Source organism: Halosimplex rarum, assembly GCF_047715405.1.
GTDB classification, from domain to species: Archaea; Halobacteriota; Halobacteria; order Halobacteriales; family Haloarculaceae; genus Halosimplex; species Halosimplex rarum.
In genome coordinates, this window is record NZ_CP180412.1 from 1,383,321 (window position 1) to 1,402,338 (window position 19,018).

Consider the following 19,018-nt stretch of genomic DNA (forward strand, 5'->3'; position numbering starts at 1 on the left):
ACGGGAAGTGGCTTACCAGGTGTCGTGGAAGGTGTCGAACTCCAGGGCCTCCAGCGGTTCGTCGCCGACGGCGATGCGGTACTCCTGGGGGGTGAGCATCGGCTGTTTGAACTGCGGGCCGTCGTCGGTCGTGATTCGCGGACAGCCGGTGTTGACGTAGGCGTCGAGCCCGAAGTTGGTCAGACGGTCGGGCGTCACCTCGTCCATCGTGATGAGGTAGGCGTCGTCGTTGTCCTCGACGATCTCCTGGGCGGTCTCCCAGCGGCCCTGGCCGATCTTGGTGCAGAAGATGACGCCCCACTCGTCGGCGTCCATCGCGCGGTGGACGGCGCCGTAGCGCTGCTTCATGAACTTCTCTGTGTCGGCGACGGAGACGGCGTTGTTGACGGGGTCGGCGATGACGACGTGCTTGTCGGGGTGTTCCATCGCGAGGCCCAGCGGGTGGAACTTGCCGCCGCCGACGTACAGCATCTGGTCGGCGTCGACGTCCGCGCTGGCGTAGTTGCACCCGAGCACCTGCCCCTCGTGGGTGAGCCGCTCGTCGCCCTTGCGGGTGTGGACGGTGTAGCCGCGCTCTTCGAGCCACGAGCGCATCTCGTCGAACTTGTTCATGTGCTGGGCGGTCGTCACGAGTCCCACGTCCGGATCTTCGTCGGGGTCAGCGAGCTGTTCGTCGACCGCGCGCTCCATAATCGGGAAGACGTCGACGTTCGAGAAGAGGGGGACGTAGATGATCTTGTCCGACTCCTTCATCGGGCTGTGACCGAAGTGGACGAACACGTCCGTGCGACGCATGAGATAGGTGTCGAGGTCACAGGCGCCGTAGCAGGGCTGCCCGGATATCATGACGCTCACGCCGTCGGGCAGTTCCGAGCGGAGGTCGTCGGCGACGCGCGGGCCGCGGCGCTTGAGTCCTTCGGGGAACTGCAGGCCGACGGTCTCGGCGTCTCGCTCCTCGACGGCCTCGACGATGCGGTCGAGTTCGTAGTCCCACTCGCGGTCGTGACGGAGCGACATCCCCGTCTTCGTGAGGTCTCCCTCGGTTCGTTCCGGCGATTCCTGGCTCATTGGGCCCTCGTACCGGCTGGCGGGGTAAAACCCCCGCGGTCCGCAGTTACCGCTGTGACGGCGTGACACCGCAGGCGCTCTGGAACAGTGAAAACAGCGAGTGCCCGTCCCGTCGAATACGGGTCTCGGATCAGGGGTCGTCGATTGAGAGCGTGTCGTCGCCGCTGCCCGACCGGGTCAGCGCGGAGACGATGTGGTCCTGGAATCGGAGAAAACCGAACACCAGCACGGCGAGCAACCCACCGACCACGAGTTCTGACACCATACCCGTTCGTTCGGGACCCGGTCGGAAAAGCCCTCGGACACCAGCGAACCGCGCCGGTCTCGCCGGCTCGAACGGGCGGGATTCCGGGCCGAGACAGTTCGGCCGCGTCACACTTATTCGCCCGGGTCGGGTAGTGTCAGCCGATGGTCATCCCCGTCGCAGCGCTCCTCCGGATGGCAGTCGTCCTCACCGTCTCGGCCGCGTTCGCGGTCGGGTGCGCGGTCGCGGTCACTAGGCTCGCCGTTCGCACCCGCTTTTTCTCGATGCACGAGCGGATACCGGACACCTGGCACGGGAGGCGAGTGAACCACGACGACCGCGAGGACGACGGGCTCAATCCCGCGCCCCTGGCCTTGGTGGCCTTCTGGGTCTCGTTCGCAATCGTGATGACCGCGTTGGAGGGCCTGCTCGGGGCGTAACGCCGGTCGCGTCGCCGTCGTATCGCGACGGGAGGCACGCTCCCCGTCGTCGTGCGAGCGGTCAGGCGTCGGAGCTATGCCGTTCGGGCCCGCAGCGGCAGGCGTGACTATCCGCTCGTGGGCGACGGCGACAGTCGACTTCCTCCTCGCGGCGCTAGGGCTGTATCTCGCGCTCGCCCCAGCGTTCACGGTCGTCTACGCGCTGGTCGCCGACGCGACGCTGTTCGCCGGTCCGCCCCAGACGGCCGCGGCAGTCGTCGCCGTCGGCGGGAGCTACCCGTTCGTCGCCGGCGACTGGTCGTATCGTCGCCTCCTCGTCTTCGTCGTCGCGCTCTACGTCGCCAGCGGCGCCGCGGGACTCGCTGGGCTCGCCGTTCTCCGCACGCTGGACGTCTCGCTCCCGTCGGCGGTCGTCGCCCGCGCGGGTGCGCTCGCCGCGGCGTACCCGGTCGCCCTCGCGGCAGCGTTCCGCGACCGCGTGCGCGAGCGATTGGGGCTCCGGCCGGTCGACGCGGCCGACTCGCAGTGGCGGTGAGGCGGTTGCTCCGGTCGGAGTCGCCCGGAGTCGGCACCTTGAAAACCGCGACGCACCAAACGGGAGTACAATGAGCATCGAGACCGACGCTGCGCGATCTGATGCGGGCGAGGACGTGGACGCGCTGGCCCGCGAACTCGGCGAGCAGATCGCCGAGATGCCCCTCTACGAGCGCTATCAGGAGGCCAAGCAGAAGGTCGAGGCCGACGAGGAACTTCAGGAGGAGATCCGGGAGTTCGAGCAGATCCGCGAGGAGTTCATGCTCGCGCGCCAGACCGGCGAGGCCACCCGCGAGGACCTCCGGACCCTCCAGGACGCCCAGGAGGAACTCCACGAGAAGCCGAAGATGTCCGAGTACCTCGAAGTGCAGAACGAACTGGAACTGCGGCTGCAGGAACTCAACGAGATCATCTCCGACCCTCTCACGGTGGACTTCGGCGGCAAGGCTGGCGGCTGCTGCGAAGACTGAAATCGGCGACGACCGTTTTTTGCGACGTAATTCGGCGTCGGGAACCTCGTCCCGACAGTTCTCCTCGCCCGACAGCCGCGGCCCCGAGTGACCCGTTCGTAAAGGCTTAATCGCGGCCGTTCGCAGGGTGGCGTATGACAACGGATCCCGACTGGGGACAGACCTCGGACAGCGACTGGGGCGACTGGCTGCCGCGGGCGATCGAGGACGCGTCGCCGGACACCGTCGCCGTCTGGTACCTGGGCTGTAACGGCTTCGTCCTGAAGGCGAGCGACGGGACGACGGTGCTCATCGACCCGTACGTCGGCACCGGGCGACCCCCGCGGACGATCCGGATGATCCCGGTCCCGTTCGATCCGGAAGACATCGCGGACGCCGACGCCATCTTCGGGACGCACGAACACGTCGATCACGTCCACGGCCCGAGCCAGGGGCCGGTCCTCGCGAACACGGGCGCCGAGTACTACACGACCGACTCGGGCCACGACGTGATCGCCGACGAAGACTGGACCTCCCACTGGGACGTGAGCGACGACCAGCTGAACGAGATCAGTGAGGGCGACACGATCGAGGTCGGCGCGTTCACCGTCCACGTAGAGCCGGCCAACGACCCCGACGCCGAACACCCGGTGTCGCTGGTGTTCGAGCACGAGGCGGGGACGTTCTTCCACGGCGGGGACGCTCGACCGGGCGAGTTCGAACAGGTCGGCACGGACTACGACATCGACGTGGGCGCGCTCGCGTTCGGCGCGATCGGGAACATCCCGGACAAGGAAACGGGCGAACCCGTGCGGACGCAGTGGTACAACACCGAGAACATGATCGTCGAGGCGGCCAACGACCTGCGACTGGACACGCTGGTCCCGACCCACTGGGACATGTGGAAGGGGATGCGGACGGAGCCGACCGTCCTGCACAACCACGCCGCGAGTTTCGACTACCCCGAAACGCTCGAGATCGTCGAGATCGGCGATCGGTTCGACCTCTAGGCGCCCGAGTGACGCCGCTGGGAACCCCTGCCGACTGTTCTGTTATCGCCGGAAATCCCGCTCGCGCTCCACTCTCGCCTGAAATGACGGAACCCGGACAATAAGTATCATTAAGTTGGTCGCTAAACGAGGGAGAACACATGAGCGACTCACAACAATACGAGAAGGTCTCGGTCTCAGCTCACGGGGTGACGGTGGACAAGCGGTTCGAGGAAGACGAGTTCCCGGTGCCGGCGATCGCCTTCGAGATCCAGTCGGCGCGTTCGGAGACGGTGACCGTGACGCTGGTCGACGACGTGCCGGAGGACGTCGCGGTGGAGGACCTGGGCTTCCACCCGGAGTACGGTAGCGAGTACTGGACCATCGATGAGGACCAGATCACCTTCGAGCGCGAACTCGAAGCCGGCGCGGAGTACACGACGGTCTACGGGATCCGGGCGACCGGAACGGACAACGTCGAGCAGTTCCTCACGCAGCCGCGGATCGAGCAGGTCGACCCGCCGCTGGAGGACGGCGGAAGCGGCTCGGTCGTCGACGAACAGGGGAGCGACGTCGTCCGCGACGTCATCTCCGGCGACAGCGACGCCGTCCCGGGCCTCGACGACGGGGATGACGGCGACGGGGGCGAGGACGTGGAGACCCTGGACCTGAAAGACCCGAACGAGCCCGCCGACAGCGGCGGCAGTTCCGGGTCCAGCGGGTCGTCGAGCGACTCCTCGGGGAGCGGTTCCTCGGGCGGCGGCGTCGCGCTCGACGACGCGGATGTCGACACGCTCGTGGGCGCGCTCGCGACGGAAATCCGTAACCAGAACGTCGACGCCGAGGACGTGAAACTGCTCCGGAAGGCGTTCGACCTGGCGGACGACTCCGGCGGCAGCGTCGACGCGCGCATCCAGCACCTCCAGACCGAGGTGTCCGACCTGCTGGCGTACACGGGCGCGCTGGAGGAGTTCCTCGACGAGAACGGCACTGGCGACGAACTCATCGACGAGTTCCGCGAGCAGGTCGAGTCCTTCGAGTCCGAACTGGAGGAGGTCCGCGAGATGACGTCGGGTCACGACGAGTCGCTGTCGAGCGTCGAGAGCACCGTCGAGGACGTCGAGTCCTCGATGGACGCGCTCCAGTCGGACATGGACGAGGTGCTGTCGGAGGTCGAGGCCGTCCAGAGCGACGTCGAGGACGTCGAGGAGTCGGTCGGCGACGTCGAGGGCGACATCGACGACCTCGAAGGGCAGATCGGCGACATCGACGTCGAGGACGTCAAGTCCGACATCGAGGACATCAACGACGAGATCGAGGAGCTCAAAGAGTGGCGCGAACAGCTCTCCTCGGTCATCGGTGGGAGCTAACCGCACGGACGGCCTGAAGCCGGTGGAACCGGCGGAGATCGGACTCGTTTTACGGCCCGCTCGTGTGACGAGTACCAATGACGACCGTCAGCGTCGCCGTGCCGCGGAAGGGACGACCGCTCGAAGCCGTTCTCGACCGACTGGCCGACGAGGCGGGCGTCGCCGGGCTCGCCGACGACGTGATCTCGACGCTCAGATACGAGAAAGCGGTCACGAAGGGCGAGCAGTCCGCGACCGGCGACGTCTACGATCGGCTGGCGACCTACAGCGACGACGGCGACCCGCACGCGCCGGAGTACACGCTCGTTCGGGACGACCGCCAGGGGATGCCTCGGCGCATCGTCTTCGACAGCGTCGCCGTCCCGGTCGACGACGACCTGACTCTCCGGCTCGTCGGTCGCGAAGAGCCGTTCCGGGCGCTCCGGAAACACGAGATGCCGCTCGGGTTCGATAGCGCCGATCTGTTCCTCGAAGAAGTCGTCGAACTCCGCGAGGAGCCGCTGGCGGAACTCGGCGACGTGAACGAACGCGTCGACCCGCGGGACACGGACGTCCGCCTCGTCGCCGGACTGGGCGACACCGTCTGGCACTCGCTGCTGGCCAGGCCGGAGGTGGCCGGCGCGCAGGAGGCGGACCTGACGCGCGAATTCGTCGACGGGTACGAGGGCGAGCTCTGTATCTCACCCAGGTACGAACGCCTGGTCGAGGGCGTGCTGGGTACGGGCGCGACGGAGAACGTCGACTTCTGCTACCCGAAGGACGGCGAAGAGGAGGAGGCGGCCATCGCGGAGACGGGTATCGGCGTCTATCTCACCGTCTCGGGGTCGACGGCGAGAGACCACGGGCTCGAAGTCGGCGAACACCTGTTCCCGAGCGAAACCGTGCTGCTGAGAAGCGAACCCGAGGTCACGGACGCGGTCGACCGCGTGGCCGACCTGCTGGTCACCGCCGAGACGGGGACCCGACTGGTCACGAAGTGACGATCCCGAGATCTACGCGTCTTATTCGTCTTCGTCGTCGCTTTCGGTCTGTTCGACCGCGATGACGTCGAGCGGAACGTCGCGCAGGGCGCCTCCCACGTCGCTCTTGGCGATGCGCTCGGCGTGCTCCTCGCTCTCGGCGTTGAACACGTCCATCTCCAGGACGAGGCCGACCAGCGCCGTGTCGGCCGCGATGTACGCCGAGTCGAACGGCTCCCCGCAGGCGGGGCAGTTCGTCGCGCCGACCCCGACCTCGACGTAGTCCATGTCTTTCTGGTTGAGCCGCTTGCCGGCCTCGCTGATGGCGACGCCGATGGCGTCGTCGATGTTCTCGACGTCGTGAACCAACCAGGCGGCTTCCATCACTACGATGTAGTTCATACACCCCACTCGGCGTTTCTCCGTAATCCTGTTTTTGATCCGAGGTCGACAGCAACGCCGAGCGTCTCCCGTCGGGCGCCACCGCGAATTCCGCCGTTCGGCCGGTGCGCACGTGATTGAAATCATGCCCATAACTTATGGCGATAGCCGTCCGTACCAAGCCACCCGTTACCCCGTTCGGGGGGCCGAAGCCGATTCGACTCGGTCGATCGCGGACTATCGCTAATCGCATGACTGCGGCGGGGTATTCTATCACGATCGATTATCAACTGGCCGTCGCCGGGGGGAAAGCTTATGTACCGGGACCGCCGGAGGAAAGTCACACCACGATGCGTTCCACTCTGAACCGTGCAATCGTGTTCGCACTGTACCAGTTGACCCTGTTCGCCGGAATCCTGCTGCTGCCGCTGGCGCTCGCAATGCAGAAGGTCGGGCTCACGCTCCCCGCCCATCGCGCCGTCAGCCGTATCAACGAGAAGTACGAGGAGATGGACACCCGAACGGCCTGATCGACTGATACGTCCCTTTTCCGCCGCAGTTTCGCCCGCTCGGAGCGGCGGGGTTCGCGGGACGACGACGACCGTGGCCGACCGAAAAGATGGTTTTATCAGCACAGGACTGATAGCGGACAACCATGCGCGACCCATCCGCCGGTTCGGAGTTCTCGCAAAATCTGCAGCGCCACGACGCCGGGATCCCCGACCCGACCGAGCCCGAGATCGGTTCGTTCCCCGACGAGTCACCCCAGGGCGACCAGAGCAAGGTCGCCGAGACGGGAACGACCACCATCGGCATCACGGCCGAGGACGGCGTCATCATCGCGACGGACATGCGCGCCTCGCTCGGCGGTCGCTTCGTCTCCAACAAGACGGTCCAGAAGGTCGAGCAGATCCACCCGACGGCCGCGCTGACGCTCGTCGGCTCCGTCGGCGGCGCCCAGTCGTTCATCCGCTCGCTGCGCGCCGAGGTCGATCTCAACGAGGCCCGTCGCGGTGAACACATGAGCATGACCGCCCTCTCGACGCTCGCGGGTAACTTCGCCCGCGGCGGTCCGTTCTTCGCCATCAATCCGATCCTCGGCGGCGTCGACGAGGAGGGCAGTCACGTCTACTCCATCGACCCCGCCGGCGGCGTCATGGAAGACGACTACACGATCACCGGTTCCGGGCTCACCGTCGCGTACGGGACGCTCGAAGACCGCTACGAGGACGGCATGAGCATGGAGGAGGCGCGAAGCGCCGCCGTCGCCGGCGTCCGCGCGGCCGCCGAGCGCGACACCGGCTCCGGCAACGGCGTCTACATCGCCGAAGTCACCGGCGACGGCGTCGAGATCGAGGGCTACCCGAACTTCGACGGCGTCGAGTAACGCACCGCCATTTTCTCGTTTTCACGTCGAACAGCGACTGCCCAGACCGTCGATACCGGCCCGGCTCCGGCCGCGCATTCTCGCCACTCGACGGCGAACGTGACCGGCAGCCACTACGATTAATGGGGGCCGCGCCGTGGGACGGATATGGATCTCTTCGGGACCGCGGGTATCCGCGGTGACGCGCAGTCGAAGGTCACGCCGGAACTCGCCCTCGCCGTTGGACGGGCGGTGGGCGGCGACGGCGACTCGTTCGTCGTCGGTCGCGACGGCCGCACCACGGGCGAAGGGCTGGCGGCAGCCGTCGAAGCGGGGCTGTTGAGCGCCGGGGCGGACGTGACCCGGATCGGACAGGTGCCGACGCCCGCGCTCGCCTACGCCGCCCAACACCGCCGGGGCGTGATGCTGACCGCGAGCCACAACCCGCCCGAGGACAACGGGATCAAACTCTTCGCCGACGGGCAGGAGTACGACGACACCGGCGAGGCGCGGGTCGAACGCCGCGTCGACGAGGGGGCGTCCCCGGTCGAGTGGGACGAGTGGGGAGCAACCGAGCGGGCCGACGTCCTCGGCGCCTACCGGGACGCTGTCGCCGAGTTCGCCCGCGAGTACGGCGAGCCGCTGGACGGCCTAGGCGTGGCCGTCGACTGCGGGAACGGGGTGGCGAGCGTCGCCACGCCGCAGGTGCTCCGGGCGCTCGGCGCCGACGTGACGGCCATCAACGCCAACGTCGACGGCCACTTCCCCGGCCGCGAGAGCAAACCGACCGCGGAGAGCCTGCGGGACCTGCGGTCGTACGTCGCCGAGGGGGGCGCCGAGCTGGGACTCGGCCACGACGGCGACGGCGACCGCATCGTCGTCGTCGACGCGAGCGGCGAGGTGGTCCACGAGGACACGATCGTCGCCATCCTCGCGGAGCACTACGTCGCCGAGAGCGAGGCCGACGACCCGGTCGTCGTCACCACGCCGAACGCCTCGGCGCGGATCGACGAGCGCGTCCGCGGCGCGGGCGGCCGCGTCGAGCGCGTGCGACTCGGTGCGCTCCACGAGGGCATCGCCGACGTGCGCGAGGCGGGCACCGACGACACCGAGGTCGTCTTCGCTGCCGAGCCGTGGAAGCACATCCACACCGCCTTCGGCGGGTGGATCGACGGCGTCGCCAGCGCGGCCGTCCTGGCGCGACTCGTGGCCGGCCCCGGCCTCGCCGTACTACGCGACCCCGTCACCGAGCGCCCCTACCGGAAGACGAACGTCGACTGCCCCGACGACCGCAAGGGCGCGGCGATGGACCTGGTCGCCGAGCGCCTGCCCGCCGAGTTCCCCGACGCTACCGTCAACACGGAGTACGGCGTCAGACTGGAACTCCCCGACGGGTCGTGGACGCTCGTCCGCCCCAGCGGCACGGAGCCGTACCTCCGCGTCTACGCCGAGAGCGAGGACATCACTGCGCTCGTGGAGACCGTCGCCGGCGTCGTTCGCGGCGCGGTCGACGACGCGTGAGCCAAAGCGAGTAACCAGGGCGATCTATCGCGGCCGGGCCGAGGCGCCGCGGCCGCTGCCTATTAGTCCCGACCGACCGTCTCCCCGGCCATGAGCGAGTTACTCGACGCGGCCCGCGACGCGGTCGACGCGGCGTTCGCGCCGTACTCGGACTACGCCGTCGGTGCGGCGCTCCGGACGGCCGACGGGAGCGTCTACACCGGCTGTAACATCGAGATCGCCAACTACAGCAACAGCCTCCACGCCGAGGAAGTGGCCCTGGGCTCGGCGGTCCGCGACGGCCACCGCGAGTTCGACCGGCTCGCCGTCTCGTCGGCCGCGGAGGACGGCGTGACGCCCTGCGGGATGTGCCGCCAGTCGCTCGCGGAGTTCTGCGACGAGTCGTTCGTCGTCGTCTGCGAGGGCGAGGACGGTCCCGTCGAGTACGAGCTCGGCGAGTTGCTGCCCGAGACGATCACCCGGGAGATGGTGGAGCGATGAGCGGAGACGACGGGGACGCGTTCGAGGTAAACTCCGGCGAGGGCGCCGGGAACGACGTTCCCGACAGCGAGGACCCGAACGAGGAGGAGCAGTACCACCTCGAAGTCGGTCCCGGCGACGTGGCCGAGAGCGTGCTCCTGCCGGGCAATCCCGAGCGCGTCGAGAAGATCACCGACGACTGGGACGACCACGAGGTCGTCGCCGAACACCGCGAGTACCGCACGGCGACGGGCACCTACGACGAGACGCCCATCTCGGTCACCTCGACGGGCATCGGGTCGCCGTCGGCGGCCATCGCCGTCGAGGAACTCGCTCGCGTCGGCGCGGACACGCTCCTCCGCGTGGGTTCCTGCGGCGCGATCCACGAGGAGGCCTCGGTGGGTGACCTGGTCATCACGACCGGTGCGGTCCGCCAGGAGGGAACCAGCAAGGAGTACGTCCGCGAGGACTACCCCGCGAGCGCGGACGACCGGGTCGTCGGCGCGCTCGTCGCCGCCGCGGAGCGGTTAGACTACGACTACCACCTCGGCGTCACCGCTACGACCGACAGCTTCTACGCCGGGCAGGGCCGCCCGGGTTTCGAGGGATTCGAAGCCGCCGGCAGCGACGAACTCGTCGAGAGCCTCCGCGAGGCGGGCGTCCTCAACTTCGAGATGGAGGCCGCCTCCGTCCTGACGCTCGCGAATCTCTACGGCTTGCGGGCCGGCGCGGTCTGTACGGTCTACGCCAACCGCGTCACCGGCGAGTTCCGCACCGAAGGAGAGCGCAAGGCCGCGAACGTCGCCAGCGAAGCCGTGTCGATCCTCGCAGACATGGACGGTGCAGCGGAGGCGGCCGGCGCCGACCGCTGGCATCCGGGCCTGGGACTCGACGGGGAGTGACCGCGCCGTTCGCTCCTCCGAACAGGCGTCTTACTCGGCTTCGTCTTCAGCCGTAGGGGAATCGTGACCGTCGGTCTCGGGTTCCTCGTCGGGAGCCGTCTCACGCGCCTCGACGCTGTCGATCCGGGCGCCGTCGACTGCTTCGACGGTGAACTGGTAGCCGTCGAGGGCCACCTGGTCACCGACCTCCGGCGCACGGCCTAACTTGTCCAGGACGTACCCACCGACCGTGCCGACGTCGACGGAGTCGAACTCGACGTCGAGCGCTTCTTCGACCTCGGAGAGGACGACGCCCCCGTCGATGCTGTAGGTGCCGTCGGCCTGGCGGTCGAGCGACGGTTCGCGCTCGTCGACGTCGAACTCGTCGCGGATGTCGCCGACGACCTGCTCGACGACGTCCTCGACGGTCGCGACCCCCTCGAAGGAGCCCCACTCGTCGATGACGCCGGCCATCTGGCTCTGTTCGGTCTGGAACTCGGTCAGGAGGTCGTCGACGGCCCCGGTCTCGGGGATCAGCGGCATGTCCCGAGTGAGGTCGCCCGCGGTGATCGCGGCGTCGGAATCAGCGGTCTCGATCGCTCGCAGAACGTCCTTCACGTCGAGGAAGCCGACCACCTGATCCTGGTCGTCCGCGTCGAGGACGGGATACCGCGTGTGCCCTTCCTCGACGATCTGCGTGCGGAGTTCCGACAGCGGCATGTCCGAGGGGACGCTGACCACGTCGGGCCGCGGGACCATGACCTCGCGGACGGAGATGTCGTCGAGTTCGAACACGCGCTCGATCATCTCCACCTCGTTCGCGTCGACGTGGCCCTTGCTACCCGAGCGGGTGAGGACGGTCAGAATCTCTTCTTCGGAGAGGGTCTCCTCGGTCTCGGAGGCGGGCGGAATCCCGATGAGGCGCGTGAAGTAGTTCGCCGTCCCGTTGAGGACGACCAGTCCGGGGATGAAGATGTAGTAGAAAAACCGCATCGGCGGGGAGACGAACAGGGCGATCTGCTCGGCCCGCGCGATGGCGATGGTCTTCGGCGCCAGTTCGCCGAAGACGACGTGCAAGAACGTGATGATCGAGAACCCGATGGCGACCGCGACGAGGTGGATCAGGTTCTCGGGGAGGACGGCGCCGAGGATCGGTTCGATCAGCGCCGCGATCGCCGGTTCGCCGATCCAGCCGAGGCTCAGCGAGGCGAGCGTGATCCCGAGCTGGGTCACCGCCAGGTAGTCGTCGAGGTTGTCGAGGGCGCCCCGCAACAGCTCGGCGCCGCTCCGGCCCTCTGCGACCATCTGGTCGACGGCGCTGGACCGGACTCGGACGTAGGCGAACTCCGACGCGACGAAGAACCCGTTCAGCGCGACCAGGAACAGCGCGGCGAACAACCGCCCCATCGAGAACAAGATGTCTACCATCGGTGCCTCCGCGTCAGGGCTCTCGGGCGTCGCGCGTCGTACATGCCACCTCGTAGGAAGGGGGTACCGTTAACGGTGGTGGCTTCAACGGCTCGGAGAAGACGATGGATCGCCGTCCGTTCAGTTCGTCGTGCGAACTGACCGCTGGCATTCGCGCGAGCGGAGCGAGCGCTATTCACTGAATCCGAGCGAAGTCGTTCGAAAGACGGCTGCGCCGTCTTTCGTGATGACGAGAGAGCGTCGCTCTCTCGAACCACGAGGATTCAGCCTTTTTCACCCATGTTTTTCGAGGAGTGGTGCCCGCAGGGAGTGCGAGGCCGAGTGAAGCGAGGCCTCGAAGGCGAGCGGGGAACGCAGTGACCCGCGAGCGAGCGAGGACACCCGACGATGAAAAAGATGGCTGTACTGAGCATCCGCCTAGCGAATCGAGGCGGTTCACCGGTCGCGACCGCAGGGAGCGACCGGCCTGTCTCGTGAGCGGAGCGAACGAGACCTCGTCAGAGCTTCGCTCTGACGGTGTTTTCACCCATGTTTTTGGCGGAGGGGTCCCCGCAGGAGTGCGAGGCCGAGTGAAGCGAGGCCTCGAAGGCGAGCGGGGAACGCAGTGACCCGCGAGCGAGCGAAGCGACTGAGGAGACCCCTCCGAGAAAAAGATGAGCTCACATGTCGGGCCAGGCGTCGAGCGCGTTGCCGACGCCGGAGACGTCGGCGATCCAGCGGGCGGCGATACCCTTCTTGAGCATCTTTGCGGGTCGGCCGCCGAACGTCGAGAGCGGGAAGTATTTCACGTCGTGGGCGACGGCCTCCTCGCCGACGGAGACGACGGTCCCCTTGTCGTCGAAGGTCCACTCGGTGAGCGGCTGGCCCTTGACGCGGCGCGCGAGGTTCTCGCCGGCGACTTCGGCGGCCTGCCAGGCGGCCTGGGCGGTCGGCGGCGCGGGGTCGTCGCCGGGCTGGTCGACGATGGCTGCGTCGCCGATGGCGAACACGCGGTCGTCGTCGGTTTCGAAGGTCATCTCGGAGAAGATGCGGTTGCTGCGCTCGTCCTTGTCGACGTCGGCGTCGGCGACGGCCTCGCGGCCGGTGATGCCGCCGGTCCAGATCAGGACGTCGTAGTCCATCTCGGTGTCGTCGCCGATGTAGACGGTGTCCTCGTCGACCTCGCCGATGAACTCGCCGGTGTGGATGTTCACGTCGGCCGCTTCGAGGCGCTTGCGGAGCGCGCCCTGGAGCTGCGGGTCGCTGTTGGGCAGGATACGGTCGAGCCCCTCGACGAGTTCGATTTCGACGTTCGCGCCGTAGTCGTCGCGGTACTCGGCGATCTCGCCGGCGGTCTGGATACCGGAGAGGCCGGCGCCGCCGACGACGATCGTCGCCGGCTCGTCGCGGGTCGCGGCCGCCGCGGCCTCGGAGACGGCGTCGTGGATCGACAGCGCGTCGTCGAGGCTCTTGAGCGTGTGCGCGTACTCTCGCAGGCCCTCGATGCCGAAGAAGGCGGTGCGCGAGCCGATGCCGACCAGCAGGTAGTCGTAGTCGACGTTCTCGCTGTCTTCGAGTTCGACGACCTGGTCCTCCGTGTCGACGCCCTCGACGGTCGCCTGCAGGAACGTGGTTGAGGGGTCTTTGATCTCACCGACGGGGATGGTGATCTTCTCGCGCACGCTGGGGTCGCGGATGCAGCGGTGGGACTCGTGGAGGACGAGGTGGTAGTCCACGTCCGATATCCACGTGACGTTGGCCCGCCCGTCGAGGTGTGACTCGAGGCTCTTGACCGCACCCGCGCCCGCGTATCCGGACCCGAGCACGACGACGTTTTCGTTCATACCGCCGACTCTGTAGCCGGGTGATACAAAGGCTTTGAAACCGTCCCGGATACCGCCCGATTTCGGCCGATCTATAACGAATATACGGGATCGACGGTCGTCGAATGGTCGCTGTGAGAGAACGTTCGGGGGTCGAGCGGAGAATCGCGGACGCGGGGACTGTCCCGCGTGTCAGTGTTCGGGGTCGCCGGCCGGCGCGCGCATGTCGTCGATGGTCAGGATGAGCTTGTTGTTGGTGTCGTCTTTCCCTTCGAGCGAGCCGATGATCTGGAGCTTCGAGAGCGGGGTCGGGCCGACGGTGATGGTGTCTCCCTCGTGGAAGTCGGCGATCGATCCCTGGAGCTTGATCTCCGCGCGGCACAGCTCGGGGTGGTGGACGCTGGTGAGGTCGATCTCCTCGACGTTCGCGTCGGGGATGTCCTCGCCGTTGTGGGCCAGCGGGACGTCCGCGGCCTTGTCCATGTCCTGGATCTGGAGGGCGTCGTAGGCGGTGGCCGTCGGCTTGTAGCCGCCCTTCGGACCGGGGACACCTTCGACGAGCTGTAGGGCCTTCAGACTCTGCATCTGGTTGCGGATAGTGCCGGGGTTACGGTCCACTTTCTCCGCGATATCCTCCCCTTTCACTGCGTTCTCTGACTCCCGATAGAGATTGACGAGCTCCTGCAGGATGTTTTTCTGGCTGGGCGTCAACTCGATTGATGACATACTCTCGATTTGGTCATTGATTTTATTAAAGCCGGCGGTGGGCCGCCGTGACGGCGGGAAATTTCGCCGTCTTCTCGGAGCTTCCGCACACTGTTGGGCGCTTTACCCGCCCGTAAAACGTCTCGGTCCAGACATTAGACAGCGGCTATTTAATACGCTCCGGATGACACCGGCGAATATGCAAGGACAACGCGTTCTGGTCACAGGCGGCGCCGGGTTCATCGGCTCGAACCTCGCGAACTCCCTCGCCGAGGACAACGAGGTCCTCGCGCTCGACGACTGCTACCTCGGGACGCCCGAGAACCTCGACGACGGCGTCGAGTTCGTCCAGGGGAGCGTCCTCGAAGACGATCTCCCCACGGACGTGGACGTCGTCTTCCACCTCGCGGCGCTCTCGTCGTACGCGATGCACGAGGAGGACCCGACCCGCGGCGCGCGCGTCAACGTCGAGGGCTTCGTCAACACCGTCGACCAGGCCCGCCAGGACGGCTGCGACACCGTCGTCTACGCGTCGACGTCGTCGATCTACGGCGACCGCACCGAACCCTCGCCGGAGGACATGGACGTGGCGGTCAACACCGGCTACGAGGCCTCGAAGCTCGCGCGCGAGCGCTACGCCGAGTACTTCGGCAACCACTACGACATGTCGATGGCGGGGATGCGCTTCTTCTCGGTCTACCAGGGCATGGAGGACGGCGCCGAGGAACACAAGGGCGAGTACGCCAACCTCATCGCGCAGTTCGCCGACGACATCGCCAACGGCCGCCGCCCCGAGATCTGGGGCGACGGGTCACAGACCCGCGACTTCACGCACGTCGACGACATCGTCAGCGGGCTGGAACTCGCCGCCGACCACGAGCTGACCGGCGTCTACAACCTCGGCACCGGCGAGCAGTACAGCTTCGACCACCTCGTCGCCGTCCTCAACGAGGAACTCGGTACCGACGTCGAACCCGTGTACGAAGACAACCCCATCCCCGAGGAGGTCTACGTCCACGACACCATGGCGGACGCGACGAAGATGCGCGAGGCGACCGGCTGGGAACCGGAGATCTCCTTCGAAGAGGGCGTCGAACGCGTCTGCCGACAGTACGAGTAACGACCGTGTAACGCCGTCTCGCCCGCTCTCCGACCGTCCACCGCCGATCGGGTCAGCCCGGATCCGGTTGACCCCGATCCGCCGCCCTCCACAGGCCGTCGCGGCGGGAGCGGCGAGCCCCCGACCGTTTTCCCGGTCGCTCTCGAACTCCGCGTATGGACCGACCAGTGCGCGTGTTCGGCGCTCCGATGGACCTCGGTGCGGACAGACGCGGCGTCGACATGGGCCCGTCGGCGATCCGCTACGCCGGCCTGACCGACGAACTCGACTCGCTCGGGATCGATCCCGACGACGGCGGCAACGTCGCGGTCCCCAGTCCGTCCCACACCGACCCCGAGTCCGGTCACCCCCCGGAGGGCCGCGCGAAGTACCTCGACGCGACGGAAGCAGTCTGCCGGCGGCTCGCCGACGACGTCGCGGAGGCAGTCGCCGACGGCCACGTTCCGCTCGTCCTCGGCGGCGACCACTCCATCGCCATCGGCACGGTCAACGGCGTCGCGCGCGACCGCGACCTCGGCGTCGTCTGGTTCGACGCCCACGCCGACTTCAACACGCCCGCGACGACCCCGAGCGGGAACGTCCACGGCATGTCCGTCGCGGCGATACTCGGCCGCGGCTCGTTCGCCGGCAGCGACTGGGCGCACGCCCCGTCGGTCGACCCCGAAAACGTCGTCATCATCGGGCTCCGCGACGTCGACGACGAGGAAGGCGCCGCCCTCCGCGAGAGCGACGTGACTGCGTTCACGATGACGGACGTGGACCAGCGCGGGCTCCCGGCGGTGACCCGCGACGCGATCGAGACCGCCTCCGACGGGACGGACGGCGTCCACGTCAGCCTCGACATGGACTTCCTCGACCCGACCGAGGCCCCCGGCGTCGGGACGCCGGTCCGCGGAGGTGCGTCCTACCGCGAGGGGCACACGGCCATGGAGATCGCCTCGCGAAAACTGGGGGGCGACCTCGCGTCGATGGAGATCGTCGAGGTCAACCCCATCCTCGACGACCACAACCGGACCGCCGAACTCGCCGTCGAACTCGCGGCGAGCGCCCTCGGAAAACGGATCCTCTGAGTCGGCGCCGACGTTTCTCCGCTGACGAACGCCGATTAGGACCGCCGGACCAGCGCCGCGAGGGCCAGCACGAGGCCGGCGACGAGCACGGCGACCGGGCCGAACCCGGGACCGAGCCCCTCGGTGGAGCCGTCGATGGTGCCGCCCGCCGTCGTCCCGTTCGGCCCGACGGTGCCGTTCACGGTGGCGGTCGCGGCGGTCGTTCCGTTCGGCGCGACAGTAGCGGACCCGTCAGGGGTCGCCGTCGGCGTCTCATCGCCGCGCAGCGTCGGCGGCGGGAGTTCCGTCGTTCCGACGGGGTCGGGGGTCGCCGTGGGCGTCGGCGTCATGGTCGGGGTGTCGGTCGGCGTGGCGGTCGGGACCGGTGTTCCGTCGATGTCCTCGGCGGACCGCAGGTCGACGGTGAGATACTCGGGGTCCCGTGGCGGGTTCGAACTGTCCCCCGAAAGCAGGACTCGCCCGGCCGTGTGGACCGCGTCGCCGTCGATCCGGTAGGGGCTGTCGTCGGCCGGGTAGTCGAACCGGCTGTCGCCGTCGTCGTCGCGGTGGATCGCGAGGACGACGGTCTGGCTGTCGGTCACTCGCCGGTCGAGCGAGACGTACGTGTGGTGGACGCCCGGTTCTAGGTAGTCTGAGCGGCCGATCAGGTTCTCGTGGGTGACCTGTTCGTCCGGCGGAACGGCGTAAGCTGCGACGAATCCGCCGTCTTCGAGCGCCGCGGTCACGCCGTCGATCTCTATCGCTTCGTCGGTGTTCTGGCTCTCGTACTCCTGGAACCAGATCGCCGTCTCCGGCGCGTCGCCGGTCGTCAAGAGCGTCTTCGAGCCGTCTATCTCGGCGGTCGATAGTGTTAACCGCGCGTCCTCGGGCGCCTCGGAGAGGTTGACGGTGGTGGCGAACGTCCCGTCCCCGTCGACCTCGGCCTCCACCTGGGCGTCGAAGTCGTCGCCGATGGCGGCGACGTCGAACGTGAGTCGGCTGTGGGGCGCCAGCGACGTCTCACCGGCGATGGTCTGCCTGGACGCGGCCTCGCGACGGATCGCCTCGCCGGCGGGGTCGTACGTGACGTGGCGCTCTAGAACCGCGAAGTCGACGCCGCTGATCGCGTTCGAGTCGACGAGGTGCGAGCCGTCGAACACGGACACGCTGGCTCGACCGAACTCCCGATCGCCCCATCCGTCGGCGCTCTCGTAGGCCGCCCGTCGCAGGTCGACGGTGAGGTAGAGCGTCTCGCTGGTGGCGTCGGGGATCACCTGCATCGAACCGTCGTCGAGGCTGGCCGGCACGTCCATGACGGGGGCGTGCCCGTCGCGGCCGTCGATCGTCAGGTCCAGCACCTTTCCGCTCGCACCGTCGCCCTCGATGGCGCGGAAGTTATCCTCAGCGGTTTCGCCGCCCTGTGCGGCCAGCAGGCCGTAGAGCCCGCTCGCGTTGAGGCGATAGACCATCGTGTCCCCGAGCGCGGGCGCGGGACCGTCGCCGGTCGCCAGCGGGTCCGAGACGACGCCGGACTCGAGGCCCTCGGTGATGTCTCGATCGGTGCTGAGGTTCTCGAAGCGGTCGCCGGGCGCGCGGAGGAGCGTCAACTCACCCACGGACGGGTCGTCGATGGTGAGGCGCTTCGTGACCGTCTCCGACTCGCGCTCGATGGTCACGTCGTAGGCGCCGACCGGCATCGGCGCGCCGGCGACGGCGTCGCGACTGTCGACGACCACGCGGTCGCTGTCGCCGGCGGTGTAGGCCAGACCGGCGACCGCGGACTCGTTGCCGGCGAGGTACGTGTTCAGATACAGCGTCGCCGGCTTCCGGCCGTCGTTGTTCGCGAACGTCAGCGTCACGTCGAACTCGCCGTCGACCGATTCGATCCGGACTGTCCCGGTCCGACTCCGCGCGATGCCGGTCTCGATCGCCGCGATGTCGCCGCGGGCGACGTCCATGTGCGGTGCGTCCGGATAGCTGTCCCTGGAGTGGCCGCTCTGTGCCGCCGCGCCCGCTCCCGTTGCGTCTGCGTCAGCGGCCGATCCGTCCGACCCGAACGCCGCCGCGGACGGGAAGGTAGCGCGGTCCTCGACGGGGGCCGCTCCAGCGTTCGCGTCCGCTGGTCCGGACGGACCGGCCGCGAACGCCGGTGCCCCTGCCGATCCGACGACAGCGACCGCGAGCACCAACAGTACGCCGTAGGTCGACACTGTGAGCCTCCCGAACGTCGTGGCTTCCGACGGGTCCCCCATG

The 19,018-nt window shown here is 67.9% G+C and carries 20 protein-coding genes; 13 read left to right on the top strand and 7 right to left on the bottom strand.

Annotated features, from left to right (window positions below; all coding sequences use genetic code 11):
• Positions 1-12: 12 nt before the first annotated feature.
• Both dph2 and ACMGFH_RS06715 read right to left on the bottom strand, forming a co-directional pair.
• A complete protein-coding gene (dph2, locus tag ACMGFH_RS06710; RefSeq protein ID WP_415382100.1) occupies positions 13-1,068 on the bottom strand; it encodes a diphthamide biosynthesis enzyme Dph2 in 1,056 nt (351 codons plus the stop codon).
• Between the two features lie 130 nt (positions 1,069-1,198).
• Positions 1,199-1,333 carry a hypothetical protein gene (locus ACMGFH_RS06715; RefSeq protein WP_415382102.1) on the bottom strand — a complete coding sequence of 45 codons (135 nt, stop codon included), beginning with the start codon at positions 1,331-1,333 and terminating at the stop codon, positions 1,199-1,201.
• 143 nt (positions 1,334-1,476) lie between these two features.
• Between ACMGFH_RS06715 and ACMGFH_RS06720 the strand changes: the two genes are divergently transcribed.
• From ACMGFH_RS06720 to ACMGFH_RS06745, 6 genes are all read left to right on the top strand, one after another.
• Complete coding sequence (locus ACMGFH_RS06720; protein WP_415382103.1) at positions 1,477-1,752, top strand: hypothetical protein; 276 nt, start codon at positions 1,477-1,479, stop codon at positions 1,750-1,752.
• Between the two features lie 103 nt (positions 1,753-1,855).
• Positions 1,856-2,287 (top strand): hypothetical protein, encoded by a 432-nt coding sequence (locus ACMGFH_RS06725; protein ID WP_415382105.1) that lies wholly within the window; start codon positions 1,856-1,858, stop codon positions 2,285-2,287.
• Positions 2,288-2,357: 70 nt separating this feature from the next.
• Positions 2,358-2,756: a YlbF family regulator gene (locus tag ACMGFH_RS06730; protein WP_415382107.1), complete on the top strand. Its 399-nt coding sequence runs from the start codon at positions 2,358-2,360 to the stop codon at positions 2,754-2,756.
• Between the two features lie 134 nt (positions 2,757-2,890).
• Entirely contained in the window at positions 2,891-3,745 is an 855-nt protein-coding gene (locus ACMGFH_RS06735; protein ID WP_415382108.1) for an MBL fold metallo-hydrolase, read from the top strand.
• 140 nt (positions 3,746-3,885) lie between these two features.
• Entirely contained in the window at positions 3,886-5,094 is a 1,209-nt protein-coding gene (locus tag ACMGFH_RS06740) for a hypothetical protein (protein WP_415382109.1), read from the top strand.
• Between the two features lie 77 nt (positions 5,095-5,171).
• The gene (locus ACMGFH_RS06745; RefSeq protein ID WP_415382110.1) at positions 5,172-6,074 is read left to right on the top strand and encodes a hypothetical protein; all 903 of its coding nucleotides are present in this window, start codon (positions 5,172-5,174) and stop codon (positions 6,072-6,074) included.
• A 21-nt stretch (positions 6,075-6,095) separates the two neighbouring features.
• Here ACMGFH_RS06745 and ACMGFH_RS06750 read toward each other — a convergent pair whose 3' ends face one another.
• A complete protein-coding gene (locus ACMGFH_RS06750) occupies positions 6,096-6,455 on the bottom strand; it encodes a DUF555 domain-containing protein (RefSeq protein ID WP_415382112.1) in 360 nt (119 codons plus the stop codon).
• 329 nt (positions 6,456-6,784) lie between these two features.
• On the opposite strand from ACMGFH_RS06750, the gene ACMGFH_RS06755 reads away from it, so the two are divergent.
• From ACMGFH_RS06755 to ACMGFH_RS06775, 5 genes are all read left to right on the top strand, one after another.
• The gene (locus tag ACMGFH_RS06755) at positions 6,785-6,964 is read left to right on the top strand and encodes a hypothetical protein (protein ID WP_415382113.1); all 180 of its coding nucleotides are present in this window, start codon (positions 6,785-6,787) and stop codon (positions 6,962-6,964) included.
• A gap of 125 nt (positions 6,965-7,089) precedes the next feature.
• Positions 7,090-7,821: an archaeal proteasome endopeptidase complex subunit beta gene (gene psmB, locus ACMGFH_RS06760; protein ID WP_415382114.1), complete on the top strand. Its 732-nt coding sequence runs from the start codon at positions 7,090-7,092 to the stop codon at positions 7,819-7,821.
• A 147-nt stretch (positions 7,822-7,968) separates the two neighbouring features.
• Positions 7,969-9,321 (top strand): phosphopentomutase/phosphoglucosamine mutase, encoded by a 1,353-nt coding sequence (locus ACMGFH_RS06765; protein ID WP_415382115.1) that lies wholly within the window; start codon positions 7,969-7,971, stop codon positions 9,319-9,321.
• 90 nt (positions 9,322-9,411) lie between these two features.
• Positions 9,412-9,801, top strand: coding sequence for a cytidine deaminase (gene cdd / locus ACMGFH_RS06770; RefSeq protein ID WP_415382117.1), 390 nt, complete (start codon positions 9,412-9,414; stop codon positions 9,799-9,801).
• Positions 9,798-10,682, top strand: a complete 885-nt coding sequence (locus tag ACMGFH_RS06775) for a nucleoside phosphorylase (protein WP_415382118.1) — start codon at positions 9,798-9,800, stop codon at positions 10,680-10,682. The genes cdd and ACMGFH_RS06775 overlap by 4 nt, the downstream gene beginning before the upstream one ends.
• A gap of 30 nt (positions 10,683-10,712) precedes the next feature.
• Here ACMGFH_RS06775 and ACMGFH_RS06780 read toward each other — a convergent pair whose 3' ends face one another.
• The 3 genes from ACMGFH_RS06780 to ACMGFH_RS06790 form a co-directional block, all read right to left on the bottom strand.
• Positions 10,713-12,089 carry a hemolysin family protein gene (locus tag ACMGFH_RS06780; protein WP_415382119.1) on the bottom strand — a complete coding sequence of 459 codons (1,377 nt, stop codon included), beginning with the start codon at positions 12,087-12,089 and terminating at the stop codon, positions 10,713-10,715.
• 659 nt (positions 12,090-12,748) lie between these two features.
• Entirely contained in the window at positions 12,749-13,912 is a 1,164-nt protein-coding gene (locus ACMGFH_RS06785) for an NAD(P)/FAD-dependent oxidoreductase (RefSeq protein WP_415382121.1), read from the bottom strand.
• Between the two features lie 171 nt (positions 13,913-14,083).
• On the bottom strand, positions 14,084-14,617 hold the full coding sequence (locus ACMGFH_RS06790) for an HTH domain-containing protein (RefSeq protein WP_415382123.1): 534 nt from the start codon (positions 14,615-14,617) through the stop codon (positions 14,084-14,086).
• A 178-nt stretch (positions 14,618-14,795) separates the two neighbouring features.
• On the opposite strand from ACMGFH_RS06790, the gene ACMGFH_RS06795 reads away from it, so the two are divergent.
• Positions 14,796-15,716 (top strand): NAD-dependent epimerase/dehydratase family protein, encoded by a 921-nt coding sequence (locus ACMGFH_RS06795; RefSeq protein WP_415382124.1) that lies wholly within the window; start codon positions 14,796-14,798, stop codon positions 15,714-15,716.
• Between the two features lie 155 nt (positions 15,717-15,871).
• On the top strand, positions 15,872-16,786 hold the full coding sequence (gene rocF, locus ACMGFH_RS06800; RefSeq protein ID WP_415382125.1) for an arginase: 915 nt from the start codon (positions 15,872-15,874) through the stop codon (positions 16,784-16,786).
• A gap of 35 nt (positions 16,787-16,821) precedes the next feature.
• On the opposite strand, the gene ACMGFH_RS06805 is transcribed toward rocF, so the two are convergent.
• Positions 16,822-19,017 carry a BGTF surface domain-containing protein gene (locus ACMGFH_RS06805; protein ID WP_415382127.1) on the bottom strand — a complete coding sequence of 732 codons (2,196 nt, stop codon included), beginning with the start codon at positions 19,015-19,017 and terminating at the stop codon, positions 16,822-16,824.
• Position 19,018 lies beyond the last annotated feature (1 nt).

Coding starts and splice junctions, on each gene's coding strand:
- ACMGFH_RS06720 (WP_415382103.1), top strand. CDS start 1,477: ATGGTCATCCCCGTCGCAGCGCTCCTCCGGATGGCAGTCGTCCTCACC.
- cdd (WP_415382117.1), top strand. CDS start 9,412: ATGAGCGAGTTACTCGACGCGGCCCGCGACGCGGTCGACGCGGCGTTC.
- ACMGFH_RS06785 (WP_415382121.1), bottom strand. CDS start 13,912: ATGAACGAAAACGTCGTCGTGCTCGGGTCCGGATACGCGGGCGCGGGT.
- ACMGFH_RS06745 (WP_415382110.1), top strand. CDS start 5,172: ATGACGACCGTCAGCGTCGCCGTGCCGCGGAAGGGACGACCGCTCGAA.
- ACMGFH_RS06730 (WP_415382107.1), top strand. CDS start 2,358: ATGAGCATCGAGACCGACGCTGCGCGATCTGATGCGGGCGAGGACGTG.
- ACMGFH_RS06755 (WP_415382113.1), top strand. CDS start 6,785: ATGCGTTCCACTCTGAACCGTGCAATCGTGTTCGCACTGTACCAGTTG.
- ACMGFH_RS06740 (WP_415382109.1), top strand. CDS start 3,886: ATGAGCGACTCACAACAATACGAGAAGGTCTCGGTCTCAGCTCACGGG.
- ACMGFH_RS06750 (WP_415382112.1), bottom strand. CDS start 6,455: ATGAACTACATCGTAGTGATGGAAGCCGCCTGGTTGGTTCACGACGTC.
- ACMGFH_RS06805 (WP_415382127.1), bottom strand. CDS start 19,017: ATGGGGGACCCGTCGGAAGCCACGACGTTCGGGAGGCTCACAGTGTCG.
- ACMGFH_RS06795 (WP_415382124.1), top strand. CDS start 14,796: ATGCAAGGACAACGCGTTCTGGTCACAGGCGGCGCCGGGTTCATCGGC.
- ACMGFH_RS06780 (WP_415382119.1), bottom strand. CDS start 12,089: ATGGTAGACATCTTGTTCTCGATGGGGCGGTTGTTCGCCGCGCTGTTC.
- ACMGFH_RS06790 (WP_415382123.1), bottom strand. CDS start 14,617: ATGTCATCAATCGAGTTGACGCCCAGCCAGAAAAACATCCTGCAGGAG.
- ACMGFH_RS06775 (WP_415382118.1), top strand. CDS start 9,798: ATGAGCGGAGACGACGGGGACGCGTTCGAGGTAAACTCCGGCGAGGGC.
- ACMGFH_RS06715 (WP_415382102.1), bottom strand. CDS start 1,333: ATGGTGTCAGAACTCGTGGTCGGTGGGTTGCTCGCCGTGCTGGTGTTC.
- dph2 (WP_415382100.1), bottom strand. CDS start 1,068: ATGAGCCAGGAATCGCCGGAACGAACCGAGGGAGACCTCACGAAGACG.
- psmB (WP_415382114.1), top strand. CDS start 7,090: ATGCGCGACCCATCCGCCGGTTCGGAGTTCTCGCAAAATCTGCAGCGC.
- ACMGFH_RS06735 (WP_415382108.1), top strand. CDS start 2,891: ATGACAACGGATCCCGACTGGGGACAGACCTCGGACAGCGACTGGGGC.
- rocF (WP_415382125.1), top strand. CDS start 15,872: ATGGACCGACCAGTGCGCGTGTTCGGCGCTCCGATGGACCTCGGTGCG.
- ACMGFH_RS06765 (WP_415382115.1), top strand. CDS start 7,969: ATGGATCTCTTCGGGACCGCGGGTATCCGCGGTGACGCGCAGTCGAAG.